The 18,497-nt window shown below is 27.2% G+C and carries 15 protein-coding genes; 13 read left to right on the top strand and 2 right to left on the bottom strand.

The window, feature by feature from the left end:
* Nucleotides 1-14: 14 nt before the first annotated feature.
* Both obgE and metK read right to left on the bottom strand, forming a co-directional pair.
* Nucleotides 15-1,280: a GTPase ObgE gene (gene obgE / locus ACXYRN_RS00500; RefSeq protein WP_458607267.1), complete on the bottom strand. Its 1,266-nt coding sequence runs from the start codon at nucleotides 1,278-1,280 to the stop codon at nucleotides 15-17.
* A 48-nt stretch (nucleotides 1,281-1,328) separates the two neighbouring features.
* A complete protein-coding gene (metK, locus tag ACXYRN_RS00495) occupies nucleotides 1,329-2,453 on the bottom strand; it encodes a methionine adenosyltransferase (RefSeq protein WP_458597503.1) in 1,125 nt (374 codons plus the stop codon).
* A 383-nt stretch (nucleotides 2,454-2,836) separates the two neighbouring features.
* Here metK and mnmG point away from each other — a divergent pair, with 383 nt between their 5' ends.
* The 13 genes from mnmG (at nucleotide 2,837) to ACXYRN_RS00430 (ending at nucleotide 18,443) form a co-directional block, all read left to right on the top strand.
* The gene (mnmG, locus tag ACXYRN_RS00490; protein WP_458607266.1) at nucleotides 2,837-4,657 is read left to right on the top strand and encodes a tRNA uridine-5-carboxymethylaminomethyl(34) synthesis enzyme MnmG; all 1,821 of its coding nucleotides are present in this window, start codon (nucleotides 2,837-2,839) and stop codon (nucleotides 4,655-4,657) included.
* Nucleotides 4,657-5,091, top strand: coding sequence for a 23S rRNA (pseudouridine(1915)-N(3))-methyltransferase RlmH (locus tag ACXYRN_RS00485; protein WP_458607265.1), 435 nt, complete (start codon nucleotides 4,657-4,659; stop codon nucleotides 5,089-5,091). Before mnmG ends, ACXYRN_RS00485 begins: the two co-directional genes overlap by 1 nt.
* A 144-nt stretch (nucleotides 5,092-5,235) precedes the next feature.
* Complete coding sequence (locus ACXYRN_RS00480) at nucleotides 5,236-5,667, top strand: LSm family protein (RefSeq protein WP_435128526.1); 432 nt, start codon at nucleotides 5,236-5,238, stop codon at nucleotides 5,665-5,667.
* A 7-nt stretch (nucleotides 5,668-5,674) separates the two neighbouring features.
* The gene (locus ACXYRN_RS00475) at nucleotides 5,675-7,435 is read left to right on the top strand and encodes a NusA N-terminal domain-containing protein (RefSeq protein ID WP_458607264.1); all 1,761 of its coding nucleotides are present in this window, start codon (nucleotides 5,675-5,677) and stop codon (nucleotides 7,433-7,435) included.
* Nucleotides 7,416-7,718 carry a YlxR family protein gene (locus ACXYRN_RS00470; RefSeq protein ID WP_458597499.1) on the top strand — a complete coding sequence of 101 codons (303 nt, stop codon included), beginning with the start codon at nucleotides 7,416-7,418 and terminating at the stop codon, nucleotides 7,716-7,718. Before ACXYRN_RS00475 ends, ACXYRN_RS00470 begins: the two co-directional genes overlap by 20 nt.
* On the top strand, nucleotides 7,693-9,498 hold the full coding sequence (gene infB / locus ACXYRN_RS00465) for a translation initiation factor IF-2 (protein WP_458607263.1): 1,806 nt from the start codon (nucleotides 7,693-7,695) through the stop codon (nucleotides 9,496-9,498). Before ACXYRN_RS00470 ends, infB begins: the two co-directional genes overlap by 26 nt.
* Nucleotides 9,499-9,661: 163 nt before the next feature.
* Complete coding sequence (locus tag ACXYRN_RS00460; protein ID WP_458607262.1) at nucleotides 9,662-10,636, top strand: hypothetical protein; 975 nt, start codon at nucleotides 9,662-9,664, stop codon at nucleotides 10,634-10,636.
* 425 nt (nucleotides 10,637-11,061) lie between these two features.
* Entirely contained in the window at nucleotides 11,062-11,331 is a 270-nt protein-coding gene (locus ACXYRN_RS00455; protein WP_458607261.1) for a hypothetical protein, read from the top strand.
* A 105-nt stretch (nucleotides 11,332-11,436) separates the two neighbouring features.
* Nucleotides 11,437-13,425: a S8 family serine peptidase gene (locus ACXYRN_RS00450; protein WP_458607260.1), complete on the top strand. Its 1,989-nt coding sequence runs from the start codon at nucleotides 11,437-11,439 to the stop codon at nucleotides 13,423-13,425.
* Nucleotides 13,409-14,719 carry a hypothetical protein gene (locus ACXYRN_RS00445; protein WP_458607259.1) on the top strand — a complete coding sequence of 437 codons (1,311 nt, stop codon included), beginning with the start codon at nucleotides 13,409-13,411 and terminating at the stop codon, nucleotides 14,717-14,719. The genes ACXYRN_RS00450 and ACXYRN_RS00445 overlap by 17 nt, the downstream gene beginning before the upstream one ends.
* 458 nt (nucleotides 14,720-15,177) lie before the next feature.
* Nucleotides 15,178-16,494: a S8 family serine peptidase gene (locus ACXYRN_RS00440; RefSeq protein ID WP_458607258.1), complete on the top strand. Its 1,317-nt coding sequence runs from the start codon at nucleotides 15,178-15,180 to the stop codon at nucleotides 16,492-16,494.
* Nucleotides 16,442-17,170, top strand: coding sequence for a hypothetical protein (locus ACXYRN_RS00435; RefSeq protein WP_458607257.1), 729 nt, complete (start codon nucleotides 16,442-16,444; stop codon nucleotides 17,168-17,170). Before ACXYRN_RS00440 ends, ACXYRN_RS00435 begins: the two co-directional genes overlap by 53 nt.
* Nucleotides 17,154-18,443 carry a hypothetical protein gene (locus ACXYRN_RS00430; protein ID WP_458607256.1) on the top strand — a complete coding sequence of 430 codons (1,290 nt, stop codon included), beginning with the start codon at nucleotides 17,154-17,156 and terminating at the stop codon, nucleotides 18,441-18,443. Before ACXYRN_RS00435 ends, ACXYRN_RS00430 begins: the two co-directional genes overlap by 17 nt.
* Nucleotides 18,444-18,497 lie beyond the last annotated feature (54 nt).

Raw genomic sequence — 18,497 nt, 5'->3', positions numbered from 1 at the left:
TATCATATTACCCCCTATTCTTGGTCATCTCATTCGAACTCAAAACCATAAATTGCAACGATATCACCTTTTTGGATGTTGCGACGAATTAGTTCGTCTCATACACCGATTTTTTTAAGGATGTTATTAAAGCGAACTAAGTTATCATAAGTGTTAATAGGAATTTTATAATAAAGTTCTTCAACTTTCTTTCCATTAACATCAAAGTATCCTTTATAAGGATTTTTTACAATAAAATCTGGTTCATAAGTTATAACCTTTACTGAATCATTTTCTTCAGTAATTGTTTGAAATTGAGTAGTTGAAATAAGTTCTCATAAAGCAGCTTTAACAGCTTCTAAGTTATGATGAAAAATTGCAGATATCGAAATAACTTTAACATCAGGATATTTATTCTTAAATGCTTTTAAATGTGAATTAAAAGCATCTAAATCAGATTTATTGGCTATAACTAATTGTGGTTTTGATTCAAGTTTTAAATTATATGATTTTAGTTCATTATTAATAGTTTCATAGTCTAAAATCGGGTTTTTATCTTCTGAACCAAAATCAATAATATGTGCGATGACTTTACATCTTTCGATGTGTTTTAAAAATTGAATTCCAAGTCCTTTACCTAATGCGGCACCTTGAATTAAACCAGGTAAATCAGCAACGGTAAAAGAGTTTTGATGAAATTGCACCATTCCTAATTGTGGTACTAAGGTTGTAAATTCATATTCTGCAACTTTTGCATGTGCATTTGAAATAGAATTTAAAAATGTCGATTTTCCTGCTGAAGGCTTACCTACCACACCGACATCAGAAAGAATTTTTAAGACTATATGTGCTTGGTATTTTTCTCCAGGCATACCGTTTTCAGCAATTCTAGGTGCTGTGTTTTTAGCGGTTTTAAACTTGTTATTACCGCGACCACCTTTTCCACCTTTTGCTACCAAATATGCTTGATCAGCTTTGATAACATCAGCAATTAATTTCGTCCCGTTATATACCAAGGTTCCTATTGGAACTTTGATATAAGTATCTTTAGCATTAGCACCGTAAAGATTTTTTGGGCCACCCTTGACACCATCTTCTGCTGTAATATGCTTGTTTTTGTAAAAACTAAGCAAAGTGTTTTTACCTAAATCACCAACAAAATAGATGTTTCCTCCACGACCTCCATCGCCTCCATCTGGGCCACCTTTATCAACATGCGCCTCGCGACGAAAAGAGATCATCCCATCTCCACCTTTACCAGCTTGCAATAATATGCTAACTTCATCGATAAACTTTGCCATAAAATCCTTTCTTAATATTATAGTCTTTTAAAGTGTCAACTTAGGTAATTATTTTAAATATTGTTTTAATTCTTCAACTTTATTAAGTCGCTCTCATGGTAGATCGATATCATTTCTACCAAAGTGTCCAAAATATGCTGTTTTTGCATAAATTGGTTTTCTTAATCCAAGTGCTTCGATAATTGCTTTTGGTGTGAGATTAAAGGTATTAATAATTGCATTTTCAATTTTTTCTTTAGCGATTTTTTCGCTCCCGAATGTCTCAACCATAACCGAAATAGGTTTTGCTATTCCAATAGAATAAGCAATTTGAATTTCAACTTTATCTGCTAAACCGGCTGCAACAACATTTTTTGCCACTCATCGAGCAGCATATGCAGCAGATCTGTCAACTTTGGTAGCATCCTTACCACTAAAAGCTCCACCACCATGTCGCGATGCTCCACCGTAGGTATCAACAATGATTTTACGTCCTGTTAAGCCAGTATCCCCAATAGGTCCACCGATAATAAATTGTCCGGTTGGGTTAATTAGGATGTGTTTTGGAGCATCTAAATTAAATTTTTGTAATGTTGGCAAAATGATTTTTTGCACTATATAATCTTTAAATTCGGATTCAACATACTTACTTGAATGTTGAATGCTTAATAAAACTGTATCAACACTTGTATGTTCAGGATCGCTGTAATCTAAGGTAACTTGCGATTTCATATCAGCTTTTGCTCATACAAAATCTCCACTAACTCTAAGTTTTTCAGCCACCCTGACAAGTTCATGTGCAACCGTAATCGCAAGTGGCATATAAACATCGGTTTCGTTAGTTGCATAACCAAACATTATCCCTTGATCGCCTGCTCCGATTTCATCACCTAATTCAACTCCTTGAGCGATGTCGGGACTTTGATGTCGGATGTCTGTGATAAAACTTGTTTCGTTAGTGTAATATCCTAAGGATTTTAAGATATTTTTAGCAATTTCAATAACATCAATATCAGCAGTTGCTTTAACTTCCCCTGCTATAAAGATGTTGTGTCCACTCGCCATTGTTTCGACTGCAACTTTAGCATATGGATCTAAGGTTAAATAAGCATCCAAAATCGCATCTGAAATTTGATCACAGACTTTATCTGGATGTCCTCTTCCAACTGATTCGCTGGTAAATAATTTTCTCATATAAAAAAACTCCTTATTAGTTAAATAGGAGCATAAAGATGGTCATTTGCATGTTGGGATACATCCCCTGACTCTCCACCGTGTATTAAACCGGTTGGCAATGGTTTTCGTTGTCAACTACCATACTCTTTATGCTGACCATATAAAAATATATGGGTTATGCAATTATAGCAGAATTTTTAAATATTAAAATAATTTAACGATTTTTGTTTTGGAGCTATATAAAAGAAATTTATTTTCTTTTTTATGTTATATATAGTAAAAAAAGAAAATAAAGGGTTTATACACAAAGATATTAAGATTTAATTCACAAGCAAAACAAATTAAAAATTTTGCTAAAAAAATATAACATTTTTAATATAATAAAAATTAAAGAGGTAAATATGAAAAAAAGTTATCAAGCAATCGTTATTGGTGGTGGTCATGCAGGTGTGGAGGCTGCTTTTGCTCTCGGAAATAAAGGTCATCAAACTGCATTAATTTCATTTGATTTAAAGCGTTTAGCGATGATGCCTTGTAATCCGTCGATCGGAGGTCCTGCAAAAGGGATTATAACTCGTGAAATTGATGCATTAGGTGGAGTTCAGGGATATTTTTCAGATTTAGCGATGATTCAAATTAAGATGTTAAATGAATCAAAGGGTCCTGCTGTTAGGGCATTAAGGGCTCAAATAGACAAAGATAAATATTCTAATATTATTGCAAAAGCACTAAATGAGCATCTAAATATTGATTTAATTGAAGCGGTTGTTGAAGAAGTTTTAACAGATTCAGAAAAAAAAGTAGTTGGTGTTGTTTTATCAGATGGAAGTGTTATAAAAACAACTGTGTTAGTGATCACAACTGGAACATATATGAATTCAAGAATTTTACGTGGAGATGAAATTACTATATCCGGACCTGATAATCAAAAAACTACACCAAAACTTAGTTTATCACTAAAAAAATTAGGTTTGCAACTTCAACGCCTTAAAACTGGTACACCTGCTCGAGTTTATGCCGATTCAATAGATTTTTCACAAGTAGAAAAAGAAGACTTAGAAGATACTGTATTGACTTTTTCAAATCATTCTAACATCAAACTTGATAAACAAATTTCATGTTATCTTACCTATACAAATGATGCAACACACAAAATAATTGAAGAAAATATTGGTAAATCTGCAATGTATTCAGGTTTAATCGAAGGGGTGGGACCTAGATATTGTCCTAGCATAGAAGATAAAGTAATGCGTTTTCGAGATAAACATCGTCATCAAATCTTTTTTGAACCTGAAACAGCTGATGGAAGTATTATATATGTAAACGGGATGTCAACATCAATGCCAATAGATGTGCAAGATAGGATGTTAAGAACTATACCAGGATTACAAAATTGTCGCATCCAAAAATGAGGGTATGCAATTGAATATGATGCTTTAAATCCCTTACAAATCCAACCATCCTTAGAATCAAAAGTGATTAAAAATCTCTATACAGCAGGACAAATCAATGGAACAAGTGGATATGAAGAGGCAGCCGCACAAGGATTAATTGCAGGAATAAATGCTGCATTAAATCTAGAAAATAAAGAGCCATTAATTTTAAAGCGTGATGATGCATATATCGGAGTATTAATAGATGATTTGGTAACAAAAGGAACAAAAGAACCATATCGAATGTTAACATCTAGAGCTGAATATCGATTGTTATTGCGTAATGATAACCCTGACTTACGTTTATCTAAATATGGTTATCAAATCGGATTGGTTTCTAAACAAACATATGATTATGTACTAAAAAAATATCAAACCATAGATGCAAAAATAAAGCAACTGAGTGAAGAATTTTTATCTTCAAAGTCACAATTAGCACAAAAATATGGAATAGAAAATGGAGTTTCAATGTTAAAAGTTTTAGCCCGTCCAGATGTTAAAGCAGAAGAAGTACTAGGTGATTTCGAATTCAAAAATGAACTTACTACCATTATCCGTTTAGATGGTTATATTAAAAAACAACAAATCCAAGCACAAAAAATGTCGCGCTTAGATTCACTAAAAATACCAAAAGATATAGATTATCAGAAAGTGATGAATTTAGCAACAGAAGCTCGACAAAAACTTGAAGCAATTCGACCACAAACCATAGGTCAGGCATCTCGGATTTCCGGGATAAATCCTACTGATATACAAATGTTGATGTTTTATTTAGGTAGCAAAAAGTAATGAAATTGAATATTATCGCTGTTGGAAGTTTATCAAAAGAATACCAAGATATCTATAAACAATATATCAAGAAAATTATTTTTTTTGCAAAAATTAATTTAATAGAAATCAAAGAACAAAAAAATGATAATATTGACTTGAAAATAAAAAAAGAAACCCAATTAATCCTTGATAAGATACCTAAAAACTCAAAAGTATTTTATTTATCTACCAATGCAAAACAATATGATTCAATAGAATTCGGTAATTTGTTTTTAGATATTGATAATGTTACTTTTGTAATTGGAGGTTCAAACGGAGTTGATGAATCATATTTTGAAAATAAGATAAATTTTTCCAAAATGACTTTTCCACACGAATTATTTCGCATAATGCTTATTGAACAAATATATCGAAGTTTTACAATTAAAAATAATATAACTTATCATAAATAATTTTTTAATCTTATTAATATAAAATAAAAAATCTAAATTAATAATAAATTTTTATCATAAACTGCTATAATATAACAACTTCTCTTTTTTATGAATTATAAGGAGTTGTACGTCAGTGCAACTTTTCTTATTTTAAGGAGTCAAATGAACTATAAACAAATTTTAATTGAACAATTTGGTGATAATATTTTGGATGCAAAAATGGTTTCAAATGATTTTGGACAAACTTTAGAAATTACAAGTAAGTTTACTGACTTAAAGCAAGTTGAAGAATTATCCAAACAAGTTTCAATGTTTTTAAACACTCAAAATTGGTTTAAAGATGAATATAATTTAGAAGTTTTATCAAAGGGTTTAAAAACGGATTTAGATATCAATGATTTAACAAGTTATATAAATAAAGAAATAAAAATAAAAACAATTAAAAGTTATGAATCACATAATATCTTTGTAGTCACATTATTGGAAGTTTTTGATGATAAAATACTTGTTAGATGAAATAAAAAAGGGCAGATGCGAAAAGTATCATTTGAAAAAAATAATATTTCTTCAGTAGAGTTATATATTAAATTTTAAGGAACATATGGCAGAAAATAAAAATATTGTTATTGACAAAAGAATAAATGAAAAAAATCAGTTATATCAAATGATTAACTCATATGCAGAATCTAAAAATTTTGACTTTGATACCATTTTAAATATCTTTAAAGAAGAAACATTAAAAGTTATAACAAAAGATATAGATCCTGATGCAGAAATTGATTTTATAGTTAATCACGAAGATAAGACTATCACATTAATCAAGCATAATATTATAGTAGTAGATGATTCAGATGAAATTGTTTTTGAAGAAATAAATGAGAAAAATAGTGAACCAGATTTACAGAGATTATTATTTATTCATATTAAAGAAGCGAAAATTTTAAATCCGAATATTCATTCAGGTGATACAGTTGATATAATTTGAGATTTTGGTTGAATCAGTAAAAAACATCGTGCTGCTATAGAAAACGGGTTTCGCAGTGAGTTAAAATTTGTTGATAAAGAACGTATAAGCAATATTTTTGCTAATAAAATTGGTCAAAAATTTCATGCTAAGGTTTTATCAACTATGGTTCGTGGTGGATTTTTAGTGGAAATCTTAGAAGATAATCGCTTATATAAAGCTTACTTATCGAAACATAAATTAAATCGTTCTGAACCGATACATCCTGGTTCAGATATACAGGTTACATTAGAAGGTATTAATTTAGAAAATAATCTCAATGTTTTAGAAGTTTCGATGATTGATCCAAACCAAGTCCAAGAAACTTTAAAAACTCAGATATCTGAAATAGGTAGCGGAGATATCGAAATTGTTAAGGTGCAAAGAATACCAGGAATTCGTTCTAAGGTTGCTGTAAGAGTTAATCCAAATCGTAACTTTAACTACGATATTGTTGGTTCAATTTTTGGTGAGGGAGCCAAACGCATCATTGCTGTATCTGATATTATTAAAGAAAAAATAGATATTATAAGGTGATCTGCAAATAAATTAGAATATGTTAAAAATGCATTATCGCCTGCTAAAGTAATTGATGTTGTTTTGCACAAGAAAACTCAAAAAGCCTATGCTGTAGTTGAAAAAGAAGAATTTAAATCAGCAATTGGTCGCAGTGCATTAAATATTGACTTAGCATCAAAATTAACTGAAACCAAAATAGAAGTTATTGATGTTGAAAAAGCGATGCAACTAAAAATACCATTTAAATTAAAAGAAGTTAAAAAGACATTTGTTCTAAGAGAAAAATCGTTATTTAACACAAATAAAAAACCAAGAAAATCAAAACCAAATCAATATCTTAAAGATATCAATATTTCAATGGATGATTTTGATAAAGATGTAGCAGACTTTTATAGTTCAATGCGTATGCAGACTAGCGATTCATTAATTGCTAAACAAAATACATCGGAAACTATTGATTCACAACAAAAAAATAAATTACAAAAAACAAATGATAAAATTAAACAATCTAGTGAAAGTATGTTTGATGATTTATTTGAAAAAGTTGATAACCAAATTCAATCTGATAGCGAGTTAAATAATTATGATTTTGTAGATGATATTAATTCATCATTTGATATTAACTTTGCAGCAGAAGAAGAAATAGAAGAATTTCAAAATAGTATGCAAAGTAGTGATAAACCAAAAGAATTTAATAATAAAAACCAAATTAAAAAAGAGAAAAAAGTTATTACTGAATACAAGAAGATTAAAGACTTTAAAGTTGATAATGATTTAATGAACTATGGTTTAGATACAGATATTAATTTTGATGATTTAGATGATGAATGAGAATCTTAAAAACTTTAATCGTAAATGTATCGCGACTAACCAAATAGTAAATGTTAAGGAAATGTTGCGTTTTGATTTTAATCGCAAAGCAAATACAGTTATTTTAGATAAAAATCAAAATATGAAAGGAAGAGGTGCTTATTTTATTCCATCTTTTGAAAATTGGAATAAAATAAGAAGAACTAAAGCATTAAATCGTACCTTTCGTACCAATGTCACTAATGAAACTTACGATGACTTGGAATCACAAATTCAGGAGGTGATCAATGTCAAAGAAAACACATCGGATTAGTAATGTTGCTGAAATAAAGCAACAACTACAAACAGCAAAAACTGAAGTAAAAGATGGAGTGTTTATTTTTACAGGTAAAATGACTATCGGAGATTTTGCTAAAATTACTCGTATTAATGCAAACGACATAATCAAAAAATTCTTTTTACAAGGTAAAATGTATAATCTTAATCACATTTTATCCGAAGAAGAAATTGGTGAAATTTGTTTAGAAAATAATTTAGACTTTCAAAAAGAAACAAATGTTGATGGATCAAACTTTTTAGATGAAGTAAATTTTGAAGATAAACCAGAAGATTTAATTCATCGTAGTCCAATTATTACAGTGATGGGTCATGTTGATCATGGAAAAACCACCCTAATAGATAAAATAAGACGATCGAATATTGTCGCAACCGAATCAAGTGGGATTACCCAACATACCGGAGCATATCAAATTGAACATAAGAATGCAAAAATAACTTTCTTAGATACTCCAGGGCATGAAGCATTTACTAAAATGCGTGCTCGTGGAGCGAAAATTACTGATATTATTATTTTAGTTGTTGCAGCAGACGATGGTGTAATGCCTCAAACCAAAGAAGCGATTCAACATGCAAAGGCAGCTAATGTTCCTATTATTGTTTTTGTCAATAAAATGGATAAGCCTAACAAGGATTTAGATCGTTTGAAGGGAGAGTTAGCAGATAATGAAGTTGTAATCAATGAATACGGTGGAGACACTCAAATAGTTTATGGATCAGCGATAAACGGTGATGGTTTAACTCAATTATTTGATGAAATAACCTTACTTGCTGAACTTTTAGATTTAAAAGCTAATCCAAAACGATATCCAATTGGAACAGTTATCGAATCACGTGTTGATAAAGGTGCTGGTGCAGTTTCTACAATAGTAATTGAAAATGGAACATTATATAAAGGTGACTTTATTGTTGCTGGCTCTAAATATGGAAGGATTCGTTCTTTAACTGATACAAACGGACACCCTATTAAAAAAGTTTATCCAGGTATGCCGGCAATTATAACAGGATTAAATTATGCCCCTGATGCTGGTGATAAATTTATTGGATTTAGTGATGAAAAATTTGCAAAGAAATTAGCTAACGAAAAGGCTTTTTCTGATAAAATGAATTTATTGCATGATAAATCATTAGTAAATGCAAATTCAGATGGTAAAAAAATAATAAATATTATAATTAAATCAGATGTTCACGGGACTTCTGAAGCTATCAAAGGACAAATAAATGGGCTTGAAAATGATGAAGCAATTATAAAGGTTATTGCTGCATCTGCAGGGTTTGTAAGCGGAAATGATTTATTACTAGCACAAGCATCAAATGCTATAATCTTCGTGTTTAACCTAAAAACACCATCAAATATGAAACAAAATGCTCAGGCACAAAATATTAGTATTATTGAGCATAATGTAATTTATAAGATAATTCAAGATTGTCAAAGTATTTTAGATGAATTAAAAGCACCAATTTATGAAGATTGCAAGATCGGTGAAGCACATATTATCAAGGTTTTCTTTTATTCAAAAGTAGGAAAGATTGCAGGATGTATGATGGATGCTGGTGTGGTTCGCGAAAAATGTAAGGTAAAAGTATATCGTAAAGGAAAAATAATTCACGAAGGACAACTAGAAACTTTACGTCGTGAATTAAATGATGCAAAAGAAGTTGTAAAAGGTAAAGACTTTGGTACACATATAAAAGATTTTAATGATATCCAAGAAGATGATGTTTTAGAATTCTATGAAGAAGTAAGAATTAAATAAAAATTGATTTAAAGTATAAATATGTGAAAAATTAACATATTTATTTTTTATCTAGAAATATTTATATACCAGAAAAATTATAAGAATGTTTGAATTGCTAAAAAAGACTATAATATAGATATATATCAATTATGGAGCAATGTTTAAAAAACATTAAATAATTATGAAAAAAAGTGTTAGAAAAATTTTGGTTTCAGGTGGTTCTTTATTGCCTTTAATAACAACATCGGCTGCTATTTCATGTAGTTATCGGAAAATTAACGATGAAAAAATTAAGGTTGGTGGAACTGATAAACAAACCCCAAGTAAAAATGATAAAATTTCACCTGTTCAATCTGTATTAGATTTACAAAAGAAAATCAGAACTGAAAATAACGAATTCTTTAATAATAATCTTACAAAATATAAAGCATATGATAAAGCAAAAAACGAAGGAAGAGATCAGTCTGATTTAGATAAAATTCTTTCTGCATCTGAAGTGAAAAGATTCGAAAGTTTAGTTCGTAATTTTTCGCAAGCAGTTAGATCACAAAGCAAAAAGAATTTTGATAATTTATCATTCTTTAATGAATATCATCCTGCAATTTATTTTCAAAAGGAAAATGAATATATATCACTTTTAAACAAAAATGAACTTAATAAAAAACACGATTTTTATCGTTTATCTACATCAAAAGATGAAGCAAGTGTTAATGAATACAAAAAATATGAAGCTATAAAAGAAAATTTTCAAAAAATTGGTACTCTTTCAAATATTGATGATATAGTTTTTAATAATTTAAATTCTTATCAAGTAGGTCGAATTAAAGAATATGCTCAATTAGTAGCAAATACAAGCTTAGAAAATTTACTGCATAATAACAATGTATATTATTATTTTACAGATAATTATGCAAGGAATATCGATGCTTATAGTTTTAATTTAGATAGTATTTTAAAGAAAGTATATCTTATTAATTGATTTATGCCTAACAGCGAAAATGTTCGTAATTCACATCGTCCAATTGCTTTGTTTATCAGTGTTCCTAAAAGCGAAAATTATCAATTGTTTGATAAAGATAATGAAATGGTTAGAAATAAAACATTTTTTGTTACCAACTGATCAAGGTATGATGAATTAACATCTGATAATTTATAGTTCATTAGCAAAAAAACCGAGAAGTAAAATTTCTTGGTTTTTTTTAATAACAAATATAAAAAATTTTGTAATTTCACTTTTTTATGTTATTATAATTATAGATAAGGTTAAAAAAGGATGAAATCTTATTAAGGTAAATAATTAAATATAATAAAACCTACCTTATCAATTTAAAATTAAAAAATGGAGTAAAATGGTTATTGAAAATAAACTGATATCAAAATTTATAAACAATTGAGATTATAAACCGAGGATATTAAAGTATCTAAATTTATATGATGTTAATAATAAATTATATTTATCAATATTTAATAAATTAATCAATGATATAGTAAATAAGATTAAAAAAAGACTTAATAGATATAAACAAATCAACTCAATTTAAAAATTTAGTTGATGTTTTAGTATTAAAATATGTATTATAAATGAAAAAAAGCGATATATATCATTGAACCTATCCGTATCAAACCATTAAATATCAAACTAATAACAAAGAAGTTGTATTAGCAGAAATTTCAGATAGAATATTTAGTTTTAATTCAAGCAGGTTATATCTATATAATCTACTTTGACTTGATGATATTAAATCAAATTTAATTTATGAAGTTATTCAAATACCAAAGGATTATAGTGTGGAATTTGAAGGTATATTAAACTTTAAAGAAACCAATGATTTTTTAGTAAAACAAAAATAATATTAAAAGAAAATAATATATTGGTGGAGTGGAATCTTGCCTTTATAAAAAATATATTAAATAAAATAGTTAAATAATGTTATCAATCAAAATAAAAGGAGTAAAATGAAAAATAGAAGAAAATTTTTATGAGCATTAGGTATAACATCGACTGTTGTCTTACCTATTGCAATCGTATCAACACCAAATACAAATAAAAACATCCAATGATATGAAAAAGCAAATGATCTAAAGTTAGAAGTTAGAGATTCGTTTGGTAAAAATTATAATCTTAATTCAAGTGTTGGACAAATAAATAATGATTATGAGTTAAAAGTTTTATTAAATCATAAATATTTAACCAACTTACAAATTAATGATGAAAAATATATAAAAGAACAAAACCAAAATTTTATTAATTATGTTAAAAAAATAGGATTAAAATTTCTGAGTTCTACTTCAAGCAGAATCTCACCGATAGTATGATTTTATTTTCAAAATGAAGATAATCGTAAAAAATTTATACATAAATTAAATAAAGATAATCAGGTTAATCGATTTATTCTTTATAAAAATGATATAACAAATATCAAAATACCTGTAAAAGAAATTTATGAATCTCCTGATAATTATTATTCATACAGAGATGATCTTTTCAGATATGAAATCAAAAATAAATATCAAATTTATAAAACAGTAAATTTTGAAAAACAAAATCAAAAAGATCTAAATAGTCATACCAGTTACAATGAAAATAATGTAGGTGTTATGGAATATAGAGGACAACTTAATTATTCGACTACATATAATTTTTTCAAAAATAATATGTATGTTTTGAATCAATATACAGAGACAAAAGAAGATGTAGATGATCACGGTATTATTGTTTCATCTATTGTAGGTGGCAAGGAAGGTTTTGATAAGAAAGCAAGTATTTATTTTACATCTTTTGATGGCAAAAATAGCGACTGACAAAAAAGACTTGAGGATTTAATTATAGATAAAGGTATTAGAATTATTAACCATAGTTACGGAAGTGGTCTTAATTTAAGAGAAAAACTTTACGGTGAAGAAAGTTATATAGTTGATTATCTTTCTCGAAAATATGGTGTTGTAAATGTATTTTCTGCTGGAAATGGTAATGATGGCAGAGGAATGAATTGAATAAATAAATATTCATTATCTTACAATTCAATTGTTGTAGGTGCATTAAATAAGAATTTAGAAGCAAATATAAAAGACAACCGAATTGCATCATACTCGAATATATTAATTGACCCAAGTAATGGTGATGTTGCAAAACCATTTATAACTGCACCTGGAACGTTTGAATTATATGAAGAAAAAAATGGAACAAGTTTTTCTGCACCAGTTATAACTGGATTATTATCTACATTATTAAGAGAGAAAAAATTAATATTAGATAAAGATGAAACTAGAATACCTGCTTTAAAAAGTATCCTTAGTGCTTCTGCTATATCAACAAACGATCCGAAACAACTCAATAAATCTAATGGTTTTAGCAATTTATATGGATCAGGTATACCTGACTTTGAAAATATGAAAATAGCCGCAGATAATTTAAGTATATTAAAGATCAATTCATCCGATACTAATGATATTCTTAAAAGATCAAATTCGATTTATTTAAATTCAGGCCAAATATTAAAAGCATCGTTATCATGAATGTTTAATGCAGGTTTATTAAAGAATCTTGAAAATAAACCAAAATACAATTCAAATGTAAATTGATGGTGATTTTTAGGTCCAATCGGTGGTTTAATAGCTAACAAAGTAGAGTCAGATCGTGTAAAAAGAGAGACATCAGAATGAGAAAAAACCCACCACAAATCAGATTGATTAAAAACAGATGAAGTATTAAAAAAACAAAAAATGAAATTTTCAGATTATGATTTTATCTTAGAAAAGTATGAGTATAATAAAGGTTGAGTTGAAGTTGCAAGATCTGAATCTTCAACATCTAATGATGAATTAATTGAATATAAATCAGATGGTTCAGGAGAATATAGATTAGTAGTAAGGAAATATAAATCAGCTTTATTTGATAACTCAGTGGATGATATTTTAGCATATACATATGTTGTTCAAAAATAAACTATTTAAATTTATTTTCGGTACTACACCTATTATTACTATTATTGCATCTGCATGTTCAACTTCAAAACACGATAATAAAAATTCAGAAACTCAACAAACCGAACGTAACCTTGGATATTCAATAAATTTACTAAGATTAAAACAACAATCACAAGATATTAAACTAAATAATTCACAAATTTTTGACCAATTTATTCCTTACAAAAAAGATCAATGAAGTGCTGTTAATTATTTTAATCAACCACTTTTAATTAAAACAAAAGATGAGTTTATTAAGAATGTTGTAGGTAAGGTTAATGAACTTTACCAAAAATATAACTTAAATAAATCTATGAGTGATGAAGAAATAACAAAAACATTTGAAGATGATTTTTTAGATGCTAAAAACATAGATGATATATTAAAAACACAAAATATTTTAATTTATGAGCAAACCCCGTATCAAATCCCATCTTATCTAGATTATCTTGTTTATGATGCGGAAAATGATATGGGGAAAATCAAAATTTTTAAAATTCTACCTGGTTATTATTTAGATGTTAAACACCTTTATATTTATTATACAAGAAAGATATTTACAATCTTTAAGTTACCTAAAAACAAGGATTATGAAATTAAAGAATTTCCTAATGACCAAATAGATCAGTATATTAACAATTTATCTAATGAATTGCATTACAAAAAAGACGATTTTATTCTAGGGGACAAACAAATTGACATAAAGTTACTTATAAATAAAGCGCAAATTAGGCAAGATATAATATATAAACCTGTAGAATTTTTAGGTGAGTTAACAAATGATATACTTGCTCTAATACCATCAACTACTGAGTATCTGAAAATAACTAATGAATCAGAATTTAACAATCAGTTTTTAGACAATATATATAATATTTCACAAAACTTACATCTTAATCTGTCTAAACAAGAAATTAAAAATATTTTTCAATCTCAATATTTAAAAGCAAAAGACCTTTCAGATATACTTACTAATAATAATTTATATATTCGTATTATAAAAGAAAAAGGTAATATATATCATTTTACTTATCCGTATCAAACAATTAAATATGATATTAATAGCAGAAATAAGGAAATGACATTAGCTAAAATATCAGAAAGAGTGTTTGAATTTAATTCAAGAAGAAGTGATGATCAAAATAAGGAAGCAAGTGATGTTAAAGTAAATCTCATTTTAGAAGTTTTTCAAGCACCAAATGATTATAGTATTAAATTTAAAGGTGTGTTAAATTTTAAAGAAACTAATGACTTTTTGGTAAAGCAAAGATAAAATAACAAGAAAACCTTGTTATTTTAAATTTCATCATCTTCGCCATAGTCATCAGCGGAGCAAACATCAACAAAAATTTCTTATCTCAAATAATTAAGCATTTTTTGTGTTTTTTTGTTATTTTTAATGATTCCTGCTTTATTATCTCCTTTGCATTGTCTATTTTCATTTTTAGTGTTTGTGAAACTAATCCTGATTTTCTAAAACAAAACATTTTTTGTCAGCAAATGATCTAGGTATGATGAATTAACATCTGATAATTTATAGTTAAAAAGAATAAAAACAGGAAGCGAAATTTTCTTGGTTTTTTTAACGAATATAAAAAATTTTGTAATTTTACTTTTTATGCTAATATAATTATAGATAAGGTTAAAAAAGGATGAAAATCTTATATGGTATTTAATTGTTTTGTTATAAGAAAAAATGCCTTATCAATTTAAAATTAAAAAAGGAGCATAATGAAACATAAAAGAAAGTTCTTATGTGTACTAGGTATAGCATCTACTGTTGTTTTTCCTATAACCATTGTATCAACACCAAGGAATGTAACTAATGTTCAATGATATGAAAATTCAACAAATCCAAAACTACAAATAAGAGAATCTTTTGCTAGAAATTATAGTATTAATTCTTCAACACCACAACCTGATAATCATTTTGAATTAAAGGTTCTATTAAATCATAATTACAAAAATCAAAATCAAATCAATGATGAAGATTTTATAAAAACAGAAAATCAAAAATTTCTTGAGCATATGAAAATGTTGAAAATAGATTTTTTAAATTCTGTTATTAGCAGAATATCACCTATTGTATGATTTTATTTCAAAAGCGAAACAGATCGCAAAGAATTTATTTCAAAAATAAAGGATAACAAACAAGTAAATAGATTTATATTGTATAAAAATAATCCAGAATCAAATATGATGCTGATGACAAAATTTAGTGAAATTGATACTAGAATATTAGGTGGTGGATCTTATTATAATCACCATAATTATGATATTAAGAATATAAATGATGTTTATAAAACCGTTAATTTTCTAAAACAAAACGAAAAAGATCTTAATAGTCATGGTGGATATAATTTAAATAAAATAGGTATTTTGGAAGCAAATAGAGCACTACAAAAATGAAAAACTAATAATTTCGACAAAAACAAAGTTGAAATACTTAACGAATATAATGTGAACAATGATCATGGTTTAATTTCGACAATAATAGCAGCAGGAAAAGAAGGTTTTGACAAAAAAGCTAGCATATATTTTTCATCATTTTATAATACAAATTCTGATTGACAAACAAGATTAGAAGAAATGGTAATTGACAAAAAAATAAAAATCATAAATCACAGTTACGGAAGTTTTAATGAAGAAAAATATAAGTATTATGATGAAGAAAGTTATATTCTTGATTATTTATCAAGAAAATATGGTGTATTGAATGTAATTTCAGCTGGAAATGGAAATGATAATCAGAAAATGATGAAGTGAATAAATCAATTTGGTTTATCATATAATTCAATAGTTGTTGGTGCACTAGATAAAAATTTAAACGATAACATAAAAGATAATAAAATAGCATCATATTCTAATGTTTTAATTGATTCGAGTCACGGTGATATAGCTAAGCCTTTTATAGCTGCACCAGGCTCATATACATTAGCTAACGGACAAACCTGACAAGGAACAAGTTTTTCATTCATCTCCTGTTGTTGCGGGTATGCTATCAACATTATTACGAGAAAAACCTTTATTAGACAATGATTTATATAGAATACCAGCATTAAAAAGCATCCTTAGTGCATCTGCTGTTTCAACAAATGATAGTGATCAAAAAATAAAGACTAGCGGTTTTTCAAATAAATATGGAGCCGGAATTCCTGATTATGAAAATATGATAAAAGCATCAAATCATATTAATTATGCAACAGTTAAATATAATAATTCAGCTGGTGTAATAAAATCTACTAATTCTTTTTTTACTTCAAAAGGAAAAACAATAAAAGCATCTTTATCATGGATGTTTAATGCAGGTTTATTAAAAAACAAAGAAAATCAACCAGCATATAATCCTAATGTTAATTGATGATGATTTTTAGGACCTATTGGTGGAATAGTTGCTAATTCTATTGAAGTTGACAGATTAAATAAGGAAAGTGAAAAATGAAGCATTGAGCATCGTTCTAATGATTGATTAAAACATAAAGTGGTATTGAATAGACAATCAGAAAAGTTTTCTGATTATGATTTGTATTTAGAAAAATATGATAAAATTCAAGGTTGAATAACAGTAGCATCTTCTAAGTCTATTTCATCAAATGATGAATTAATAGAATATCATACAACAGAAGATGGTGAATATAGATTAGTAGTGAAGAAATGAAAATCAGCTTTGTTTGAAAATTCTGTTGATGATGTTTTAGCGTTTACATATGTCATTCAAGAGTAAATTATTAAAATCACTACTTATCTCTACACCAATATTCACTGCTATTGCAGTTTCATGTTCAAATAAAAAAGATTATTCAGAAACTGTTTCTACTGATACACCATATTTAATGGATTTGCTACGACTTAAGCAAGTTCAACAAGGAATTGTTATGAATAATTCTGAGCTTTTTGATCAATTTATAGATAAAAATAAGATTTCAACTACTCCGATTTATTTTAGCAAGCCTACATTAATTAAATCTAAATCCGAATTTAATGATACTGTTATAAATGTTATCAATCAAACATACCAAAAATTTCATATGCAAAAATTATTGTCGGACAATGATATTTTGCAAATTTTTGAAAAAGATTTTTTAAATAACCAAAGCTTAGAAAATGTATTAAATGATAATAATATCCTTATATATCAAGATGGTGATTTATTTGGCACTGAATATTTAGAATATCTAATTTTTGATCATATCAGCAGCAACAAAGTAAGTATACTAAAAACAACTACAGGTATGGATTTACCTGTTTGAACTGCTCTTTCACCTTACTTACCTATATTTACTGTGTTAAAAATACCAAAAAACAAAGATTACACAATAACTGAACTTGATAAAACACAACAAAAAGTGTTAAAAAAAAGATTGTATTATGAACTTAATTATAAATTTACAGATTTTATAGTTCGTGAATCGTTTGAAAGTTTAACAAATCTGATAAATAATATTCAGATAAAACAAAGTATAAATTCTAAAAAAATATTATTTTTAGGAGATTTAACAAATCGATCATTATCTAATATCGAGCAAACAAAGCAGCCATTGATAATTAACACAACAGAAGAATTTAATCAAAAAATTCTTCTACCACTATTAAATACAGCAAAAGAACAGTCATCTAATTTAACTCCATTAAATATAAAAAATAATTTTGAAGAATTATTTTTATCTGGGAAGAAAATAGAGAATGTTTTGAGAAAAAATAAACTCATAGTTCATATAAGTAAATCACTTGGTCAAATATTAAACTGAAATTTTCCTAATCATCTAGTGATAAATAAGGAGAAGAATAATAAAGTCCATATTTCATATGTAAGTCAACGAACCTTTAATTTCAATTTTTCAAAATATGATTTTTTTAGTATACCAAATGCTTCTGAACAAAAGGTAAGTCTAGTTTATGAAGTATTTTTTGTTCCAAAAGATAATGAAGTGCTATTTGATGGAGAAATGAATTATAAACAAGCAAATGATTTCCTAGTTTTACAAAAAAAATATTAATGTTAGAATAAATTAATCAAATATTTGATTTAAAAATTCTAAAAAATATAAAAA

The organism is Mycoplasma sp. 4423 (assembly GCF_054353855.1).
This window is presented reverse-complemented; position numbering and strand designations above follow the sequence as displayed.